We start from the raw sequence: 19,601 nt of genomic DNA, 5'->3' as shown, positions 1-19,601 counted from the left end.
AGAATACAGTTCACCAAAATTATTGTGCGTGGCACAATGAGGTTATGACCGAAAAAGAAGACGTAATTAACGAAGATAAACAGGAATTGTCCGACCGCGTCAACAATAGGTCCAGGCGCGCAGATTCCATTGCTTTTCGGGAGTTCATTGGAACCCAGTGGGCACCGCGTTCAACTCAGAAACCGGAAAGGGGCGGGGCAGCCGATTATCTGCCTGCCCGCCACACGAAGCTTGGCAAGGAATTCAGGGGCGAACGCCTAGTCATTCCGGCCGGCCAGTACAAGGTCCGCAATAACGATTGCGACTACCGGTTCCGTGCTCACTCGGCGTTTGCACACCTGACTGGCCTTGGTGGCGAGCAGGAACCCGACGCAGTGCTGGTATTGGAACCACTGACCGACAAAGAGGGCAATCTGCTTGCCGGTAGGGAAATTCCTGAGGGCTACCCGGAAGATGCCACTCACGTCGGCGTCCTCTACTTCAAGCCCAGGGCACCGCGTAGCTCTGAAGAGTTCTACGCCGATTCGCGCTACGGCGAATTCTGGGTTGGGGCCCGCCCGTCGCTGGAAGACATGGAAGCAGCTACCGGTCTGCAGTGTGCACATATCGACTCCTTTGCGGACGCGCTTGCAAAGGATGCAGGCCAGATCTCGCTGCGAGTCATCGCGGGCCAGGACACGAACGTGGACGCCCAGGTGAATCAGGTTCGCCAGAGCGCCGGCCTGGCTCATGGAGCCGAGGCGAAGTCGCTCGATGACGCCCTTGAAGAGGCTACTTCCACGATCCGCCTGCAAAAAGATGATTACGAACTGGACGAGCTGCGCCACTCCATTGCAATGACCAAGCGCGGTTTTGAAGAGATCATCAAGTCCCTTCCCCGAGCCACCAAGCACTGGCGCGGCGAGCGCGTGATTGAGGGCGCTTTCGGTGCGGTTGCTCGCGAAGAAGGCAACGGCCTCGGCTACGACACCATCGCTGCAGCCGGCAACCACGCCAATACCTTGCACTGGATCGACAACGACGGCAAGGTGAACGAGGGCGAACTTGTGCTTGTGGACGCAGGCATCGAAGCTGATTCTTTGTACACCGCCGACATCACGCGTACCCTACCTATCTCGGGCAAGTTCTCGCCCGAGCAGGCCAAGGTTTACAACGCGGTACTGGATGCCTGCGAGGCCGCTCTGGCCAAGGCTAACGAACCCGGCGCGCTGTTCCGCGACGTCCATGACGCCGCCATGGAGGTCTTGGCTCACCACCTAGACGAATGGGGCATGTTGCCGGTCTCTGTCGAGGAGGCGATCTCGGAAGAAGGCCAGCAGCACCGCAGGTGGATGCCTCACGGCACTAGTCACCACCTTGGACTGGACGTCCACGATTGCGCCCAGGCGAAGAAGGAATTGTACTTGGATGCCGAGCTGAAGCCCGGCATGGTGTTCACGATCGAACCTGGCCTCTACTTCAACCAGGACGATCTGGCAGTTCCTGAAGAGCTACGAGGCATTGGCGTGCGCATTGAGGACGACATTGTCATTACCGCCGACGGCAAGGCGCAGCGGCTAAGCGAGGACATTCCCCGCACAGTCGAGGCCGTAGAGGCCTGGATAGCCGATGTGCAAGGCAAGTAGCCCAGGCAAGTAAGCCGATATAGAAATGGCCCCCAAGGATTCCTTGGGGGCCATCTTCTTGCCTAGCCTATTTGGTTTTGTTACCCATGATTGCTTCCACGTAGTCGGTACGGCCGGCCAACAGCGAACCGCCTGGGACGGCTTCGATCAGCTCGCGGGTGTACTGCGTGGAGGGGTTGTCGAAGATGTTGTCGGCAGGCCCCTGCTCGACAACCTTGCCCGATTCCATCACCACGATGTCGTCGGCGTTTTCGCGCACTACAGCAAGGTCGTGGGTGATGAACAGGTAGGTTAGGTTCATCTGTGCCTGCAGATCGTTTAGTAGGTGCAGGATCTGATCCTGTACCAACACGTCGAGGGCGGATACGGCCTCGTCGAGGACGACCACTTCGGGCTGCAACGCGAGTGCCCTAGCGATGGCTACGCGCTGGCGCTGTCCGCCAGAGAGCTCGTTGGGGTACCTACGCATTGCCGACTTCGGTAGGGCTACTAGGTCTAGCAGTCTTGCTACGCGGGCTTCACGTTCTTTCCTGTTCCCCAGCTTGTGGGTGATCAGTGGCTCTTCGATGCAGCGGTAGACCGAATACATCGGGTCCAAAGATCCGTAGGGGTTCTGGAAGACGACGGCAAGCTTGCGCCGCATGTCGAACAGTTCCTTGCGCCCCAGGGTCGATAGGTCGGTCCCCTTGTAGTAGACCTTGCCTTCGGTGGGATCGATCAGGTTCAGGATGATGTTGGCGACCGTGGACTTACCGGAGCCGGACTCGCCTACCACGGCGGTGGTGGTGCCGCGTCGGACGGCGAAGGACACGTTGTCTACGGCCTTCAGTATCTTGTCTTCTCCCTTGGCGCCGCGCACGTCGAAGATCTTGGTTAGGTTTTCGACGCGGATAACTTCTTCTTTTGCCTTTGAGCCGGCGTGGGCGCCAAGCAGTTCCTCTTCCGAGTCGTGTCCGGCTGCGTGCGCACTTTGAATGCGGTGCGATGCCAGCGAGGGCGCTGCCTTTACTAGTCGCTGCGTGTAGGGGTGGGTCGGGTTGGTCAGAATTTCCTTTGACGGACCAGACTCGACCACGCGCCCACGGTGCATTACTACAAGGTGTGATGCCCGCTCGGCTGCTAGGCCGAGGTCGTGGGTGATGAATAGTACAGCGGTGCCGTATTCCTTGGTCAGCTTCTCTAGGTGATCCAGGATGCGTGCCTGTACGGTCACGTCGAGGGCGGAAGTAGGTTCGTCAGCGATCAGCAGCTTAGGTTCTGAGGAAAGGCCTATGCCGATCAGTGCGCGCTGGCGCATGCCGCCTGAGAATTCGTGCGGGAACTGTCCGGCGCGCCGGTCGGCGTCCGGCAAGCCAGCCTCTTCCAAGATCTCGACGGTCCGCTTCTTTATGTCTTTGTCCGGTACCGTCTTGTTGGCGTGCAGACCTTCGGCAACCTGGGTGCCAATTCGCCATACCGGGTTTAGGTTGCTCATGGGATCTTGGGGCACCATGCCGATCTGGCTGCCACGCAGCTTGATCAGTTCTTTTTCGGACAGGTTGGTGATGTCCCTGCCATCGAACTCGATGGTGCCGCCGGTTACCTTGCCGGTGCCGGGAAGTAACCCGATGAGCGCTGCCGCGGTGGTGGATTTCCCGGATCCCGACTCGCCCACGATTGCGATCGACTGACCGGGGTAGATGGTCAGGTTGGCTTTGCGGACGGCAGGTACCATTCCCGTGGAGGATCGGAAGGCGACCTCTAGGTCGGTGACTCGAAGTAGCGGCTGTCCCGGCCCGCCGGTGGTGGGCGTGAATTGAACTTTGGAGTTACTCATTACTTCCTCGCCTTCGGATCCAGAGCATCACGCACTACGTCGCCCATCATGATGAAGGACAGTACGGTAATTGCCAGCGCGATGGACGGGTAGAACAGGATCATTGGGTTGGTGCGCAGCGACATCTGTGCCTTTGCAATGTCTCCGCCCCAGGAGACCACGTTGGTGGGCAGACCCACTCCCAGGAAGGACAGGGTTGCTTCGGTAACGATGAAGGTACCGAGTGCCACGGTCGCATATACGATCACTGGGGCTGCGGAGTTGGGCAGGATATGCTTGGTCAGAATCTTCCAGCCGGACACCCCAAGGGCTCTGGCGGCGGTTACGAATTCTTCGTTCTTGACAGTCATCACGCTACCGCGGGTGATGCGCGCAATTTGTGGCCAGCCGAAGGCCGCCAGGATCATTACGACCATCCACACTGTGCGGTGTTCTTTAAACAGCTGCATGATTACGATGGCTGCCAGGATGAACGGGATCGCGAAGAAGATGTCGGTGACGCGGGAGAGGAGGGTGTCAATCCAGCCGCCGAAGTAACCGGCAAGGGCGCCAAAGATAACGCCGAGGACGGACACGACTATGGTGGTGAGCACACCGACCAGCACCGAGGTGCGGGCGCCGTGGATGACGCGCGAGTATACGTCACAACCCTGCCGATCGAAGCCGAAGGGGTGCCCCGGCGCGGAGGCGGCCGAGGACTTGGAGAGTTCGCAGAAGTTTGGGTCGACGGACGAGAAGAGTCCAGGGAAGGCGGCTACGATCAGCACAATTGCGATGATGACTGCCGACACCCAGAACAGCGGGCGCCTACGGAGGTAGCGCCATGCTTCGCCCCACATGGACGAGGGCGCGCTCTCGTCTGCTACTGCGTCCACGGCGCCCAGACCAGTTTCGTCTATTTCGCTTACTTGGTGTGCCTGTTCGGGGTAGATGTTAGACATAGCGAATCCTTGGGTCTAGAGCTGCGTAGAGGAGGTCAACTAGCAGGTTGGCCACAATGTACACCAGGACGAGCACGGTGGTGAATGAAACCACGGTGGATGGTTCGCCTTTGATAATTGCCTGGTAGAGCGTGCCACCGACACCGTTGATGGCAAAGATACCTTCGGTGACAATTGCGCCGCCCATCAGCGATCCGAGGTCTGCACCGAGGAACGTTATGACAGGGATGAGTGAATTGCGTAGGATGTGGCGTCGCATTACTGCGCCATTATCTAGGCCCTTAGCCCGGGCGGTGCGGACGTAGTCCCTGCTTAGGTGTTCGCTGACAGACTGGCGGGTTAGTCGCAGCACGTAGGCGAACGATACTGCCCCCAGCACGATAGCGGGTAGCAGTAGGGAGGTGAAGGTGACGTTTGAGCCAACAGTGATTGGAAGCACTCCGAGTTTTACACCGAAGAGGAACTGCAGCACGAAGCCGATTACGAAGGTGGGGACCGAGATAACAATCAGGGACATGACCAGGACGGTCGAGTCGAAGATGCCGCCGCGGCGTATGCCAGCGAATACACCGAAGCCTATGCCGAGGACGGCTTCGAAGATCAGTGCCATAACGGCAAGTTGGATTGTTACCGGAAAGGCACCGGCCATCACGTCGAGGACGGGACGTCCCGAGAAGGTGGTGCCGAAGTCTAGGGTGAGGATGCCCTTCAAGTACAGCAGGTATTGCACGATTAAGGGCTTGTCGAGGTTGTATTCAGCTCGGATTTGCGCTGCAATGGCCGGGTTTAGGCCTCGGTCTCCGCCAAGGGCGGCAACCGGGTCACCAGGCATAAGGAAGACCATCGCATATATCAAGAGTGTGGCGCCGAAGAATACCGGAATTGCCTGGAGGAGGCGCCTAAGTATGTATTTTCCCATTCTGTTCCTCATGACAGGACGATGCGGGGCCACCGGGCCCCGCATCAAACCTACTGATAGTTACTTCTTTTCGATCTGGTAGTACAGCGGGAAGGAGTCCCAACCAAATTCGACGTTTGTAACCTTCGTGGAGTAGCCGCCGTTGACGTTCGAGTACCAGAGCGGGATGGCTGGAAGATCCTTGAGCAGGATCCCCTGAGCCTCATCATACTTCTTGTTGGCCTTGGCCTTATCGGACTGTAGCGAGCCTTCGGTGACTAGACGGTCAAAATCCTTGTTGGAGTAGCGAGCGTCGTTCGAGGGAGCGCCAGTCTTGAAGACCGGGGCCAGGAAGTTGAACACCCCCGGGTAGTCGGCCTGCCAGCCGGCACGGAAACCGGACTGCAAGGCGTGGTTGGTAACGTCGTCACGCATGGACTTGAAGTCGGGGTATGCCTTGCCCTGGGCATTGATGCCGAGGTTGTTCTTCAGCTGGTTGCAGACTGCATCTACCCATGCCTGGTGTCCGCCGTCAGAGTTGTAGGCGAGTTCGAATGTGCCGTCGTACTTCTTGATGGCATCTGCCTTCTGCCACAGATCCTTAGCGGCCTTGGCGTCGAATTTCAGTACGTCGTTGCCAGGTAGGTTTTCATTGTAGCCGTCAACAGTCGGAGAGGTGAAGTCCTTGGCCGGGGTGCGGGTGGATTTGAAGATAGTCTTGGTGATTTCTTCACGGTCGATAGCTTTAGAAAGTGCTGCTCGGCGCAGGCGGCCTTCCTCATCCATGCCGAAGTGCGGAGCGTTCACATCAATTGTGAAGTTCTGGAACACGGCGGCGGGCTGGTTTACAGCTCGATCTCCAAGATCCTTCTGGTACGACTCGAAGGCGGAATCCGGAATAGCGTCGATGACGTCGATTTCATCGCTCAGCAACTTCTGGTATGCAGCATCCTGCTGAGCGAATACCTGGAAGCTGATGCCCTTGTTCTTAGGCTTGCGCGGTCCGTCGTAGTTTTCGTTGGGTACCAAATCAATCTTTTCGTTGTGTACCCACCCATCTTTTTCGGCCAACTTATAGGGGCCTGAGCAGACCGGATTCTGGCCGAACGCCTTCATGTCCTTGTAAGCCACATCAGGAAGCGGGGCAAATGCCTGGTAGCCGAGTCGGTCGGCAAAGTCAGGCGTCGACCCATTTAGTTCCGCAGTAAAGGTAGTGTCATCTACTACTTTCAAGCCGTCCATTTTTGGAACGTCTGGGGCTTGGGCACCTTCTTTTTCGGGAGCCGCAGTGTAGCCCTTGATTGCTTCAAAGAAGGGGGCTTGCGTCTGCGCATTCTTCGGATTGGCCGACCAGTTCCACGCGTCGACGAAGTTCTTCGCCTTCAGATCCGAGCCGTCAGAGAACTTGAGCCCCTTCTTTAGTTTGAAAGTGAACTTGGTGAAGTCACCGTTGTGTTCAATAGAATCGGCTAGTTCGTTTTCGGTCTTCCCGTCCTTGGTGTAGTAGACCAGTCCCGCGTTAATGTTCGTCAAGACTCGGCCGCCACCTACTTCGTTTGTTGCGGAGGGGATGAGAGGATTCTGGGGTTCAGAAATGTTTGCAGTAACGACCTGCGCCCCGTCGCCACCTGCGTTTGAACCGGAACCTGACCCGCCACATGCGGAAAGGGTCAGCGTTAACGCGGCGGCGGAAACTAGGGCAAGAATGCGCTTATTTTTCACTATTTCCTCCGGGATAGGCCGGAGCGCCCCTGCAAGTGGGGTAAAGGGATTTTTACTCCACCGGAGGTCTCCGTTGGTTTATTCTACTAACGAAGGTAAAGGCTTTTCCAAATCCAGATTAGATTTCTCCAATGTATCCCCTCCTTGGCCGCTCCTTTTCCGCGCCGATCAAGGCTTTTGCGATATCTCACAGTATGGACACAAAGTTCCTAAAGAATTTCCTAATGAGTATTTCAAGAACTCACAAAAGTCCCATTTCTAGAACTTTTAGTCGGGCAAACCCCTTTTTGCGGGACTTTCCCCACCTAGAAGCGTTGCAGCGACTAGTACCGCCCGATATGGCATACAAAAGCGGGGAGGCATCGCTCCTCCCCGCTAGAGATTGATTCGTTGATTTAGCGTTCCGGTCTGCTTAGGTCAGCCTCCTTGGGACTCACCGCTGGCGCCCGAGTAACCAGCTTATGAATTGCCCAAATTGCCAAGAAGATAGGCAAGCCAATGTAGCTAGTAAGCAGGGTCGTAAAGTCACCGCGCCCTAGCAAGGCTTCGTAGTTTTGCCCGAGTATCACGACGATGCACATGATGAGGGCAATAATCGGCCCAAGCGGGAAAAAGGACGACTTGTACGGCAATTCGTCTAGAGAGTGCCCCTGCGCTAGGAATGCTTTCCGGAAGCGCAGGTGGGACCATGCAACCGCCACCCAAGTAATAAAACCAGCCAGACCGGAGGCATTAACGAGCCAGGTGTAGGCTCCCCCGTCTCCGATAAGAGAGGTGAGGAAGCATGCCGCTCCCACCATGGTGGTTGCAATTAGTGCGGGCACCGGTACCCCATGGGAAGAGGTCGAGGCGAATACGCGCGGAGCCTTGCCAGACTTGGCTAGCGCGTAGAGCATGCGCGTAGAGGCGTAGAGCCCGGAGTTTCCTGCCGACAGAACCGAGGTCAAGATGACGGCGTTCATCACCGCTGCTGCCGCCGCAATACCGGCGTTGTGGAATACGAGGGTAAAGGGGCTCACTGACAAGTTGTCGACGTCGGCGTTCAAGAGATCCGGGTTGGTATACGGAATAAGGAAGCCGATTACTGCAATGGCGCCAATGTAAAACAGCAAGATTCGCCAAAAAATAGAACGGATTGCACGCGGAATCGTTTCGCTGGGGTTTTCGGCCTCCCCCGCCGCGACCCCGACCAGTTCAGTGCCTTGAAACGAAAAGCCGGCAATCATGAATACCGAGAGCACGCCCATTCCCCCGTTAACGAAGGGCGCATCTCCAACTGTCCAGTTCTTAAAACCTGGGGAGGGCGATCCCATAATGCCCAAAATCATCCCCAGTCCGAGCACTAAGAACACGCAGACGGTAACCACCTTGATGGTAGCGAACCAGAACTCGCCCTCGCCATATGCTCGGGCAGAGACAGAATTCAGTACTACAAGCAACGCTAGGAAGATCGCAGACCATATCCAGGACGGCACATTGGGGGCCCAATACTTCATCACCAACGCCGCTGCGACGAGCTCAGCGGCCACCGTGATCGCCCAGTTGTACCAGTAGTTCCACCCGATAGCGAAACCGAAGGAAGGGCTAATAAAACGGGTTCCATAGTCTTCAAAGGAACCCGTTGTAGGAATATACGTTGCCATCTCGCCCAGCGACTGCATGAGCAGGTACACCATGATCCCGATCAGTGCGTAGGCCAGCAGAGCCCCTCCCGGGCCCGCGTCAGAAATGGTTGCACCAGATGCGACAAAGAGGCCGGTGCCAATAGCCCCGCCAATGGCGATCATATTTAGGTGTCGAGCTCTGAGGGATCGCTGCAAGTCAGTGCTGCCGCTTGCAGCTGCTTCAATGTCCGCCATAGTCCACCTCAAAACACATCTATCGATTTAGAATTGCTAGATCCAATCGAGCATAAGAGCATTCTGCCGCAGATTCAAAGCCTTAGTCGATACCGTTGCCAAACTGAGACATATCTTCCACAAAAATATCATTTAGCCCTGTTCGCGAGCTTCCATACCAGTTCAGCCGTAGGGCGATCACAAACCAGGTCGGTCATCACTCCAGCATTCAACGCGGCCAGCAGCGCCTCCGCTTTCGCAGGCCCAGCCACTACACACAGGCGGCGCGGAATGCGGGCGAGCATCGCAGGGTTTGGCCCGGACGCCCTCTTATTGAGTTCTATGTTGCGCCACGTGCCATCCTTCTTTAGGAGCACGGTACACACGTCCCCTACTACCCCGCCTTTTGAAAGGCTGTATACCTCTTTAGTCGAAAGGTAGCCGGCCGAATAGACGTGGGAAGGCATTTCCCCTTTAAACGCCCCCACCCCAAAAACGGCAACGGAGGTCTTCCGCTGATACTCAAGCACGCGCTTGACGGCGCTTTCCTGCCACATGGCTTTCTTTGTGTCTGCTTTGTCGAAGAAAGCGGGCACCGGAAAGTGGATTACGTTGGCATTCCACCGGTCAGCCGCCTGCGACAGGATGAAGCCAACATGGGCACTGCCGGAACTAGTAGTGGAGACCGCACCATTCAGCTGCACCACGGATACACCCCCGAGGTCGCGCGAGGGCAGGTGCTGGACCACTTCCGAGGTGGTGTTGCCCCAGGCAATCCCCACCGTGTCCCCACTTTGCACCATCTGGTCTAGCGCGCCCGCGGCCACCTTAGAAACCACTTGCAGCAGGCGATTCTGGCTAAGAGTGGATTCCACGTCGACGATTTGCACGTCTACGTGGAAGCGTTGCTTGAGTTTCATTGTCAAAACCGATTCGGAGGAAAAAGGAGGGCGAATCGTAATCTGTACAATCCCGCTCTTTCGGGCATAGGCAAGCAGCCTGGAGACGGTAGAGCGAGAAACACCCAACTTCTTAGAAATAGCCGCCATTGTCTGAGATTCGGCATAGTACAACACTGCCGCCTTGCGCGCAGCCTCGGCCTTGGCCTTCCCCTCAGTCACCAACGCATGCTGACCAGACATTTTATTCATACTTCAAAGTATAGCTGCACATATGTGCAAATAGATTGCACATATGACCTAGGTCCGAAACAATGGAAAAAAGCTGCAACAGTGACTCACCCAACAAAGGAGTTAGTAATGACAGAAGGTGCGCTAAATCTTCAGCACCGCCAACAGGCACTTGAAGAAATGGCAAATGGTGAAGAGCTGGACATCCTCGTTCTCGGCGGCGGCGTAACTGGCGCGGGCATTGCTTATGACGCGGCGCTGCGCGGCCTGCGCGTCGGCATCGTTGAGGCACAGGACTGGGCATCCGGCACGTCCTCCCGTTCTTCCAAGCTGGTTCACGGCGGTCTCCGTTACCTCTACCAGCTTGATTTCAAGCTGGTCCACGAAGCACTGACCGAACGTGGCCTGCTGCTCGAAACCACCGCTCCGCACTTGGTGAAGAAGCTTCCGCTACTGTGGCCTTTCAAGACTCCCGTTATCGAGCGCGCCTACTCCACCGTCGGTGTCGGCATGTACGACGCAATGGCCCAGATGGCCCACCGCGGCTCCGTACCAATCCAGCGGCACGTCACCCGCAAGGGCGCCCTCGAGCTGGTCCCCGACCTAAGGCGCGATTCCCTGATCGGCGCAATGGTTTACTACGACGCTCGCGTTGACGACGCTCGCCTGGTTGTAAACCTGGTCCGTTCCGCGGTCGACTACGGCGCACTTGCCGCTTCGCGCACCATGGTCACTGACATGTCCAAGGATGCAACCGGACGCGTCACTGGCGCCACCATCCGCGATCTGGAAAATGACAAGGAATACCAGGTTCGCGCCCGCACCATCATCAACGCTTCCGGCGTCTGGACCGAAAAGACCGAGGCAATGGGCGGCACCGAGGGCGGCCTGAAGGTACTGGCCTCCAAGGGCATTCACATCGTTGTTCCCAAGGAACGTATCAAGGGCAAGACCGGCATGTTCGTGCGTACTGAAAAGTCCGTGCTGTTCATCATCCCGTGGAAGCGCTACTGGATCATCGGCACCACCGACACCAAGTACGTCGAGGACCTGCGCAACCCGGTCGCCAACAAGACCGATATCGACTATGTACTGGACCAGGCGAACAAGGTTCTGAACGACCCGCTCACCCACGACGACATTATTGGCGTCTACGCAGGCCTGCGCCCGCTGCTGCAGCCGGGCACCAAGGACGGCGATTCTGCTAAGTCCACAAAGGTTTCGCGCGAGCACACCGTGACCGAGGCAGCCCCCGGCCTGGTTGTCATTGCCGGTGGCAAGCTGACCACCTACCGCCCGATGGCGGAGGATGCAGTTGACTTTGCCCTTGGCGATCGTGCCAAGTCGCTGAAGTCGCTGACGGCCACTACCCCGCTTCGTGGCGCCGAGGGCTACCACGCACTGTGGAACCGCAGGCGCGCATTGGCATCCGACTCTGGACTGTCGGTAGAGCACATCGAAGATATGCTGGACCGCTACGGCTCGGATATCGAGCTGGTTCTGGCTTCGATCAAGGAAGACGAATCGCTGGCTAAGGAACTGCAGGGCGCTCCTGAATATCTGCGCGCCGAAGTTGCTTTCGCAGTCACCCACGAGGGCGCCATGCACCTCGAGGACGTGCTGTGCCACCGCATCCGCCTCACCTATGAGCATAGGGATCACGGCTTGTCCGCCCTCGAGGAGATCGCCTCGATCATGGCGCAGCTGCTCGGCTGGGACGACAAGAAGAAGAAGTTCGAGATCGATTCCTACACCGCTCGGGTGCAGTCCGAAGAAAAGGCACGCACCGCCACCGACGATGCCTCCTCGCAGGCAATTCGCGACCACATTGGCGACGTGACTGACTTCTACCCGCTGAAGAGCGAAAACTAAACATTTTCCCCCGCCGCTTCGGGAACTGGTTGGTTCTCCCGGCGGGGGATCTTTATACTTCGGTCGGTTCAAAGACGAATCGGCCCAGATGGGCCGGCATGCCAGGGTACGATTGCCATTGAGATGCCGGCTGTATCTCGCATATTAATCTGGAGGACAATGATGACTGACAAAGATTATGTACTAGCTATCGACCAGGGGACTACCTCTTCGCGCGCTATTTTGTTCAACCATAGTGGCGACATTGTGGCTTCGGCACAGAAGGAACACGAACAGATCTTCCCGAAGCCAGGCTGGGTAGAGCACAATCCCATCGAGATTTGGGACAACGTGCGTTACTGCGTGGCATCTACTTTGCAACAGGCACAGATCAATAGGCACGCGATTGCAGCGGTAGGCATTACGAACCAGCGTGAAACCGTAGTCGTTTGGGATAAGAACACTGGCGAGCCCGTTTACAACGCAATCGTCTGGCAGGATACTCGTACCTCCAAGATTATTCGCGAGCTTGCCGGCGAGGACGGGCTGTCTAAGTACCGCAACATTTGCGGCCTCGACCTGTCCACTTACTATTCCGGCCCGGAGCTGAAGTGGATTTTGGACAATGTCGAGGGTGCCCGCGAGCGCGCGGAGGCCGGGGAGCTGCTGTTTGGTAACACGGACACTTGGGTGCTGTGGAATCTAACTGGTGGGGTCAACGGTGGCGTGCACAAGACTGACGTCACTAACGCTTCGCGTACGATGCTGATGGATATTAGGACGCTGAAGTGGCGCGAGGACGTGTGCAAGGATTTCGGCATTCCTATGAAGATGCTTCCCGAGATTTGCTCGTCTTCGGAAATTTACGGCTACGGTAGGAAGAATGGTCTGCTGATCGATACTCCTGTTGCGGGTATTTTGGGCGATCAGCAGGCGGCTACTTTCGGGCAGGCGTGTTTCAAGAAGGGCATGGCTAAGAATACTTACGGCACCGGCTGCTTCACCCTGATCAATACGGGTAAGGAGCCCGTCTTCTCCGAGAACGGTCTGCTGACCACCGTTGCTTACAAGATTGGCGACCAGGAGCCTTCTTACGCGCTCGAGGGTTCGATCGCGGTTACCGGATCGCTGATTCAGTGGCTGCGGGACAATTTGGGAATTATTTCTTCTTCTTCCGAGGTCGAAGAGCTGGCTTCCAGCGTCGAGGACAATGGGGGCGTCTACTTCGTTCCCGCTTTCTCGGGTCTGTTTGCCCCGTACTGGAAGGATGATGCTCGCGGCGTGATTGTGGGCCTGACTCGGTACAACACCAAGGCACACATTGCCCGGGCGGCATTGGAGGCTACGGCTTTCCAGACGCGCGAGGTGCTCGAGGCCATGAATGCTGATTCTGGCGTGGAGCTGACCGAGCTGCGTGTGGACGGCGGCATGACTAATGACAACCTGCTCATGCAGTTCCAGGCTGATCAGCTCGGATGCAAGATTGTGCGCCCGAAGGTCATGGAGACTACCGCGCTCGGTGCGGCCTATGCTGCGGGCATCGCGGTTGGTTTCTGGGAGGGCGAATCCGACGTGGAAGCCAACTGGGCCAAGAAGGACGAATGGAATCCTGGCGAGGATCGCGAAGAATACGATCGCACCTACAGGCTGTGGAAGAAGGCTGTAACGCGCACCTTCGAATGGGTTGACAAGGACGTAGCAACCGAGTAATCCCAGTTTGTTCCGGCTAGCCCAAGGTTTTGCCTTGGGCTAGCCTTTTGTTATGGCCAACCTGCTAAGCAAGTCGCTCCGTTCCGGCTTAGCCTACGCCCTCGTAAAAATTGGTCGGGTGCGGCTAGAAGAAGAGAGCCTTTCCCCGAAGAGCTTTTCTTCCCCAACTATCTTTTACGCGAACCACACTTCTCACCTAGATTTCTTGCTGATTTGGACGCTGTTGCCGCTTCGCGGGCAACTGCATCCCGTGGCGGCCAAAGACTACTGGCAGGTATTTCCCCGCTCGGCACCCGCTCGCTTTTTTCACGCCTACCTGGTCGATCGGGGCGGTCGGGGCAGAAGAAACCAGGTGAAGGGCATGAGTCAGGTGCTGGCAGCAGGCGATTCGATCCTCATTTTTCCCGAGGGCACCCGGGGCGATGGACGAACCCTAGGCCGATTCCACCGCGGGTTATATTTCTTGGCGAAGCAGAACCCGGACGTACCGGTGGTTCCTATCCGATTGCGCAATCTTGCTAGGATTCTGCCAAAGGGCCAGCATGTTCCGTCTTTGCACAGGGCAACAGTTGCTTTCCTGCCTCCGCTTGTCTTGCGGAGCACGGACTCGCCTGCTTCTTTCCTGTTGCGGGCCAGGAGTTTGCTTACCAACTAGCGCTGGCAGCCGGGGCACCAAAACAGCCTGCGCCCGCCCATCAGGGTTTCTTTTACGGTGGTCCCACACCTCGGGCAGGCCCGCCCAGTCCGGTGGTAGACGGCGAAGCGGGTATCTACCTCGTCGGCGCCCGCCCTCTTGTATTTGCTTTCTAAGGTGTCGATGATTCCGCTTTGTAGGCCTTGCCCCATTGCACAGGCCAGGTCATCCCACAACCTTTCTAGTCTGGGCACCGCCACGTTCTGGCCTTTTCGAAACGGCGAAATGCCCACGCGAAAGAGGCACTCGGCGCGATAGATGTTCCCCGGCCCGGACACCACCTTCTGATCCATGACCAGTTTGCCGATGGGCACCGCCTTCTTCTTGATCGCCAGGCAAAAACGCTCTTTGCCCTGCGGATCGGCGCGCAGCGGGTCGGGGCCGAGGCGGCCTATCACGGCACGCACGCCTGTTTCGTCTAATAATTCACAGGTGTTCGGACCAGACAGGTACGCGCTGTTGGATCCACTTGAAAGCGCCAGCCGCACATTCGGCCCGCCGCTGCTCCGCCAGTCCCCGTATAGCCCAAGGTGAACGTGCACGTAGAGGTCGCTGAAGTGCAGAAATAGATGTTTTCCCCAGGCGAAGGCCTCCTGCAGCACCTGCCCGTTGATCCGTGCTGCCTGGGAGACGAAGCGTCCTTGCGGCGAGGAGGCCGCTACCGGCCTCCCCCGGAATAGTTCCTCGAGCATCCGCGCCTGTCGATGAATCTTATGGCCTTCAGGCACCCTTTCCCCCTAAAGTCAACTATCCTAGTTTAGGCCAGTTCCCCTACCAGGAGGCTCCTTTGCAAGACGACGTAAGCACCGCCAAGATTCGGGACCTCATTGACCATCGCGACCTCACCTCGCTGGCGGCGCTGGTACGTGGGCTTTCTACTAACCGCACCGTTAGGGTGCTGTCCGAGCTTCCTTTGAAAGAGGCCGCGGTTGTCTTCCGGCTTCTAGAGAAGAACATGTCGCTGAAGGCCTTCGAGGAATTGGACCAGCCCACCCAGGCGGATTTGATCAGCCAACTCTCGCGTAGCCAAGTCCTCGACATCTTCCGCTCTTTGGATCCAGAAGATCAGACCTGGCTCCTTGACGAGGTGCCTTCTAAGGTTGCCAAGCAAATTGTTTCCAGCCTGGATCCGGCCGAAGTCGAAGACACTATGAATCTTCTGGGCTATAGGCGCGATTCTATTGGCCGGCGCATGTCGCCCCAGGAATTGCGGTCGAATCCTTCCGAAACTGCCGCGGGCCTGCTGGAGCGCATTGGCGCTCACGACGCAGACAACGACATTCTGTCTGAAATTCCGGTGCTCACTACCGACCGCAAACTGGTAGGCAAAGTGGAATTGAAATCGCTGCTGTCGGCTCCACCTGAGACCCAGGTGGGCGATCTGATGGTGATCGACCCGTTCTACTCTTTCACTTACGAGGACGAAGAAAAGGTGGCGCGCGAGATTTTGCGTCACGGTGAGCTGATCCACCCCATAGTGGATTCCGAGAAGCGACTGGTAGGTATCGTTCCCCTGTTGGACGCGGCCCGCATTGACTACCAGGCAGCCGAAGAGGACCACGCTCGCGCAGGTGCAGCTGAACCACTGCGCAGGCCTTACTTACTCACTTCTGTTTTTAAGGTGGCTCGCTCCCGTATCGTATGGCTACTGGTATTGGGCATTTCGGCCACTTTGACCGTGCAGGTACTAGAGGTATTCGAGGCGACCCTGTCTCAGAAGATCGCGCTATCTTTATTTATTCCCCTACTGATTGGCATTGGGGGCAATACCGGCTCGCAGGCCGCAACTACCGTCACTCGCGCCCTCGCCACCGGCGAGATCGGCATTCGCGACGTTGGCAAAGTGGCCTTCAAGGAAGTACGCACCGGACTACTGGTAGGCGCATTGTTAGCGGTAGTGGCACTAATAATTGCCTCCCTGGTTTACGGCATCGATATTGGCAGCGTAATTGGGCTAACCCTGATCTTGAATTGCCCAATTGCCGCTACCGTCGGTGGCGTAATTCCACTGGTTGCTAAAGCCTGCAAGGTTGATCCGGCAGTTTTTTCGACCCCGTTTATCTCTACGTTCTGCGACGCTACCGGCCTGCTGGTCTACTTCATGGTTGCCAAAACACTGCTCGGCCTTTAGTCCCGCCAGCGCGAGCTAGCACACATACCTTAGGACGCTTTAATCTGAAATGAGATCTTCGTCTCTAAACGGTCCGCACGGGGCTGCGAAAGTAAACAACACCTACATTAGGCACCTTATAGATAATTTCCTCTTAGCTTGGCGGGACTAAAGCCCCGTACGAAAACAAACCAGGCGGTGGGCCCCGGAAAACTTCTGCGCCATTAGGCACCACAGAGACCACTGTCACATGCAATAAAGCTGGAAAAATTAATAAACTACTCTCCCCCACCGTTAAGACCTACTATTATTTTGCGTTAGGCCACATATTGCCTTACTTTCTCTTTACTCATTTTTCTTTTACAAACTGCGATTTTTGTCAGATTCAAGGTACCCTCCATAGGTACGCTCACCTTCGGGTGAGCCTCGTAAGTTCCGTATCCGCCTAGCAAAGGACACCGATGTCCAATTCAAGAGTTGAGAAGAAACCGACTTCCGATCCCGGCTCCAGTAAGGATGTGCAGAAGCCTGGTACCGGCACCGATATCACTTGGGCAATTAGCCTCTTCGGCACCGCGGTGGGCGCAGGCATTTTGTTCCTCCCCATCAACGCTGGTGCAAACGGCCTCTGGCCCTTGCTGATCGTCACGATCCTGATTGGGCCAATGACCTATTTCGCTCACAGGGCCTTGTCCCACTTTGTTTGTGATTCTCCCCGCAAGGGCGAGGACATCACCAAGGTGGCAGAAGGCTACTTTGGGCTTGGCTGGGGCCGTTTCATTACTGCCCTATACTTCCTTGCAATTTTCCCCATCGTTTTGATTTACGGCGTCTCCATCACCAACGCGGTAGATTCGCTGATGGTAAACCAGCTGCACATGTCCCCGTGGCCGCGCTGGCTCCTTTCCGGCGTGCTAATTGGCGCCATGATGCTGGTTATGGTTTTGGGCCAAAAGCTGATGCTCATCGTCACTTCTGCCCTGGTTTACCCGCTGATCCTGTGCCTGTTCGGCATTTCGCTATACCTGATTCCGCACTGGAATTTCTCGGGTGGTCTAGGTGAGTTCCCTTCGTTCGGAAACCTTTTGAAGTACATCTGGATTTCGATCCCCGTACTGGTTTTCGCATTCAACCACTCCCCCGCCATTTCGCAGTTCTCGCTAGCTATGCAGCGTATTTACGGCGAGAAGGCAACAAAGAAGGCTTCGCGCGTACTGCTGTACACCACGTGTATGCTGGTGGTCTTCACCATGCTGTTCGTGTGGTCTTGCGTGCTCACTCTTGGCGAGGACGGCCTGTCAAAGGCTCGTTCCACCAACCTTCCGGTGCTGTCTTACTTGGCGAACGTGCTGCACACCCCAGTAATTGAATACCTCGGCCCAGCAATCGCTATTGCGGCAATTGTTTCTTCCTTCTTCGGCCACTACCTAGGCGCTGCTGAGGGCGCTGTCGGCATCGTCCGTCAGGTTGCTCCTTCCTACGTAGGCAGGGTCGGCGAACGCCGCATCTACGGTTACGTAGCCGTGTTCGTATTCCTGTTCACCTGGATCGTTGCGATCTTCAACCCATCCATCTTGGACCTCATCGAATCGCTGTCCGGCCCGGTCATCGCTTCGATCCTGTACCTGATGCCGATGGTTGCCTTCTACACGGTTCCCTCGCTCAAGAAGTATCGCCATCGCGCATCCAACATCTTTGTTATCGTGATGGGACTCCTTGCGGTAAGCGCGATTATCTTCAAGCTCGTCGCATAAGTTCCATCAAGGCCAACGGCAGAAAGTAGAATCATGACGGTTAGCGTTTTTGATCTGTTCAGCATCGGGATCGGCCCCTCCTCTTCCCACACCGTGGGTCCAATGGCGGCCGCTGCCGATTTCATTGACAAACTTCGCGAGGACGGCTATTTGCACAAGGTGGCGAATATCCAGGTCGACTTGTTTGGTTCACTTGCTGCCACCGGCCTTGGCCACGGCACTTTCGGTGCCGTGCTGCTAGGGCTAGAGGGCAACCGCCCTCAAAAGATTGGCCCCGACGAGGTCGACGGTCGCCTAGCCGAGATCGCGGACGGGTCCCCACTTCGTCTGGGTGGGGACGGCCCGTCGATCAAATACGGGATTGACGACCTGATCAAGCGGCCGTTGACCGTGCTTCCTAGGCACGCCAACGGCATGCGCTTCCAGGCCTTTGATGCCGCCGGAAACAACCTGTTCGACCGCTACTCGTATTCAATCGGCGGCGGGTTCGTAGTACACGATGGCGAGGATGCCACTGCCATTGTGCAAGATGGCGCCAAGCTGCCCTACGAATACACTTCGGGGGAAGATCTGGCTCGCCACTGCAAAGAGACGGGCATGCGCATCTCTGAGGTCGGCATGGCTAACGAGTCTGCGCGCTCTTCGAAGGAAGAGGTTGTCGAGCGTCTTCTAGAGATCGCGAGCGTCATGGACGAATGCGCCAAGCACTCCCTCACCCGTAAGGGCGTTCTGCCTGGCGGGCTAAAGACCCAACGGCGTGCCCCCAAGTGGTACGAGCGGCTGAAGCGCATCGACCCGAACCACGACGTGGGCCACTGGCTCGAATGGGTCAACTTGATTGCGCTTGCAGTCAACGAAGAAAACGCCTCGGGCGGACGCATTGTCACCGCTCCTACTAACGGTGCTGCGGGGATTATCCCAGCTGTACTGTTCTACGCCCTGCACTACACGGACCGGGCGAAAGAGGACACTGACGAGGCGCGTCGTTCCATCATCTGCGACTTCCTTCTTGCTGCTGGCGCGGTAGGTTCCGTGATCAAGGAACAGTCCTCCATCTCGGGTGCCGAGGTCGGCTGCCAAGGCGAGGTCGGATCTGCGTCTTCGATGGCTGCTGCCGGACTTGCCGAGGTGATGGGCGGAACCCCCACCCAGGTGATGAATGCGGGCGAAATCGCGATGGAACACCACTTGGGGCTCACCTGCGATCCCGTTGGTGGTCTGGTACAGGTTCCGTGCATCGAGCGCAACGCTATTGCAGCCGCCACGGCTGTGAATGCGGCCCGCATGGCCCTGTTCGATGATGGCGATTCGGCAATGGTTTCCTTGGACGCCGTTGTGAAGACCATGAAGGAAACGGGTGCCGACATGTCGAACAAGTACAAAGAGACTGCCCTTGGCGGTCTTGCTGTGACGGTAGTCGAATGTTAGGACGCTAGCTTTTAGATGTCCCCGGCCTGTGCCGGGGACATCTTCTTTTAATGGGAAATGCCCGGCTGCTTTTCCTTCGGTACG

General features: G+C 56.9%; 14 protein-coding genes. 7 read left to right on the top strand and 7 right to left on the bottom strand.

Annotated features, from left to right (window positions below; translation table 11 throughout):
- Positions 1-44: 44 nt before the first annotated feature.
- The gene (locus tag QP400_RS04595) at positions 45-1,625 is read left to right on the top strand and encodes an aminopeptidase P family protein (protein ID WP_004807535.1); all 1,581 of its coding nucleotides are present in this window, start codon (positions 45-47) and stop codon (positions 1,623-1,625) included.
- Positions 1,626-1,692: 67 nt separating this feature from the next.
- Here the strand turns inward: QP400_RS04595 and QP400_RS04590 are convergent, their stop codons facing one another.
- The 6 genes from QP400_RS04590 to QP400_RS04565 all read right to left on the bottom strand — a co-directional run bounded on the left by QP400_RS04590 (position 1,693) and on the right by QP400_RS04565 (position 9,991).
- The gene (locus QP400_RS04590; RefSeq protein WP_004807533.1) at positions 1,693-3,441 is read right to left on the bottom strand and encodes a dipeptide ABC transporter ATP-binding protein; all 1,749 of its coding nucleotides are present in this window, start codon (positions 3,439-3,441) and stop codon (positions 1,693-1,695) included.
- The gene (locus QP400_RS04585; protein ID WP_004807531.1) at positions 3,441-4,382 is read right to left on the bottom strand and encodes an ABC transporter permease; all 942 of its coding nucleotides are present in this window, start codon (positions 4,380-4,382) and stop codon (positions 3,441-3,443) included. The genes QP400_RS04590 and QP400_RS04585 overlap by 1 nt, the downstream gene beginning before the upstream one ends.
- The gene (locus QP400_RS04580) at positions 4,375-5,301 is read right to left on the bottom strand and encodes an ABC transporter permease (protein WP_040315289.1); all 927 of its coding nucleotides are present in this window, start codon (positions 5,299-5,301) and stop codon (positions 4,375-4,377) included. Before QP400_RS04580 ends, QP400_RS04585 begins: the two co-directional genes overlap by 8 nt.
- Before the next feature lie 60 nt (positions 5,302-5,361).
- Entirely contained in the window at positions 5,362-7,002 is a 1,641-nt protein-coding gene (locus tag QP400_RS04575) for a peptide ABC transporter substrate-binding protein (protein ID WP_004807527.1), read from the bottom strand.
- 395 nt (positions 7,003-7,397) lie between these two features.
- Positions 7,398-8,861, bottom strand: a complete 1,464-nt coding sequence (locus QP400_RS04570) for an amino acid permease (protein WP_004807525.1) — start codon at positions 8,859-8,861, stop codon at positions 7,398-7,400.
- Positions 8,862-8,989: 128 nt separating this feature from the next.
- Entirely contained in the window at positions 8,990-9,991 is a 1,002-nt protein-coding gene (locus QP400_RS04565; RefSeq protein ID WP_231288198.1) for a sugar-binding transcriptional regulator, read from the bottom strand.
- Between the two features lie 108 nt (positions 9,992-10,099).
- On the opposite strand from QP400_RS04565, the gene QP400_RS04560 reads away from it, so the two are divergent.
- From QP400_RS04560 to QP400_RS04550, 3 genes are all read left to right on the top strand, one after another.
- Positions 10,100-11,842, top strand: coding sequence for a glycerol-3-phosphate dehydrogenase/oxidase (locus QP400_RS04560; protein ID WP_004807522.1), 1,743 nt, complete (start codon positions 10,100-10,102; stop codon positions 11,840-11,842).
- 162 nt (positions 11,843-12,004) lie between these two features.
- Entirely contained in the window at positions 12,005-13,531 is a 1,527-nt protein-coding gene (glpK, locus tag QP400_RS04555; RefSeq protein ID WP_004807519.1) for a glycerol kinase GlpK, read from the top strand.
- Positions 13,532-13,583: 52 nt separating this feature from the next.
- Positions 13,584-14,186, top strand: coding sequence for a lysophospholipid acyltransferase family protein (locus tag QP400_RS04550; RefSeq protein ID WP_004807517.1), 603 nt, complete (start codon positions 13,584-13,586; stop codon positions 14,184-14,186).
- Here the strand turns inward: QP400_RS04550 and QP400_RS04545 are convergent.
- Positions 14,183-14,953, bottom strand: coding sequence for an Fpg/Nei family DNA glycosylase (locus tag QP400_RS04545; protein ID WP_040315288.1), 771 nt, complete (start codon positions 14,951-14,953; stop codon positions 14,183-14,185). The two genes, QP400_RS04550 and QP400_RS04545, sit on opposite strands and share 4 nt — an antisense overlap.
- A 59-nt stretch (positions 14,954-15,012) precedes the next feature.
- On the opposite strand from QP400_RS04545, the gene mgtE reads away from it, so the two are divergent.
- From mgtE to QP400_RS04530, 3 genes are all read left to right on the top strand, one after another.
- On the top strand, positions 15,013-16,356 hold the full coding sequence (mgtE, locus tag QP400_RS04540) for a magnesium transporter (RefSeq protein ID WP_004807513.1): 1,344 nt from the start codon (positions 15,013-15,015) through the stop codon (positions 16,354-16,356).
- Between the two features lie 440 nt (positions 16,357-16,796).
- Positions 16,797-18,089, top strand: coding sequence for an SLC5/6 family protein (locus tag QP400_RS04535; protein ID WP_004807509.1), 1,293 nt, complete (start codon positions 16,797-16,799; stop codon positions 18,087-18,089).
- Between the two features lie 33 nt (positions 18,090-18,122).
- Positions 18,123-19,517 (top strand): L-serine ammonia-lyase, encoded by a 1,395-nt coding sequence (locus tag QP400_RS04530; RefSeq protein WP_004807507.1) that lies wholly within the window; start codon positions 18,123-18,125, stop codon positions 19,515-19,517.
- The last annotated feature ends 84 nt before the right edge of the window (positions 19,518-19,601 follow it).

Origin of the sequence: Winkia sp. UMB3158 (genome assembly GCF_030217145.1) — a bacterium.
Classification (GTDB): Bacteria; Actinomycetota; Actinomycetes; order Actinomycetales; family Actinomycetaceae; genus Winkia; species Winkia anitrata.
This window is presented reverse-complemented; position numbering and strand designations above follow the sequence as displayed.

Bases quoted from the DNA above. Each gene is read 5' to 3' on its own strand.
- QP400_RS04550 (WP_004807517.1), top strand. From the start codon at position 13,584: ATGGCCAACCTGCTAAGCAAGTCGCTCCGTTCCGGCTTAGCCTACGCC.
- QP400_RS04590 (WP_004807533.1), bottom strand. From the start codon at position 3,441: ATGAGTAACTCCAAAGTTCAATTCACGCCCACCACCGGCGGGCCGGGA.
- QP400_RS04595 (WP_004807535.1), top strand. From the start codon at position 45: ATGACCGAAAAAGAAGACGTAATTAACGAAGATAAACAGGAATTGTCC.
- QP400_RS04580 (WP_040315289.1), bottom strand. From the start codon at position 5,301: ATGGGAAAATACATACTTAGGCGCCTCCTCCAGGCAATTCCGGTATTC.
- QP400_RS04560 (WP_004807522.1), top strand. From the start codon at position 10,100: ATGACAGAAGGTGCGCTAAATCTTCAGCACCGCCAACAGGCACTTGAA.
- QP400_RS04530 (WP_004807507.1), top strand. From the start codon at position 18,123: ATGACGGTTAGCGTTTTTGATCTGTTCAGCATCGGGATCGGCCCCTCC.
- QP400_RS04565 (WP_231288198.1), bottom strand. From the start codon at position 9,991: ATGAATAAAATGTCTGGTCAGCATGCGTTGGTGACTGAGGGGAAGGCC.
- glpK (WP_004807519.1), top strand. From the start codon at position 12,005: ATGACTGACAAAGATTATGTACTAGCTATCGACCAGGGGACTACCTCT.
- QP400_RS04585 (WP_004807531.1), bottom strand. From the start codon at position 4,382: ATGTCTAACATCTACCCCGAACAGGCACACCAAGTAAGCGAAATAGAC.
- QP400_RS04535 (WP_004807509.1), top strand. From the start codon at position 16,797: ATGTCCAATTCAAGAGTTGAGAAGAAACCGACTTCCGATCCCGGCTCC.
- QP400_RS04570 (WP_004807525.1), bottom strand. From the start codon at position 8,861: ATGGCGGACATTGAAGCAGCTGCAAGCGGCAGCACTGACTTGCAGCGA.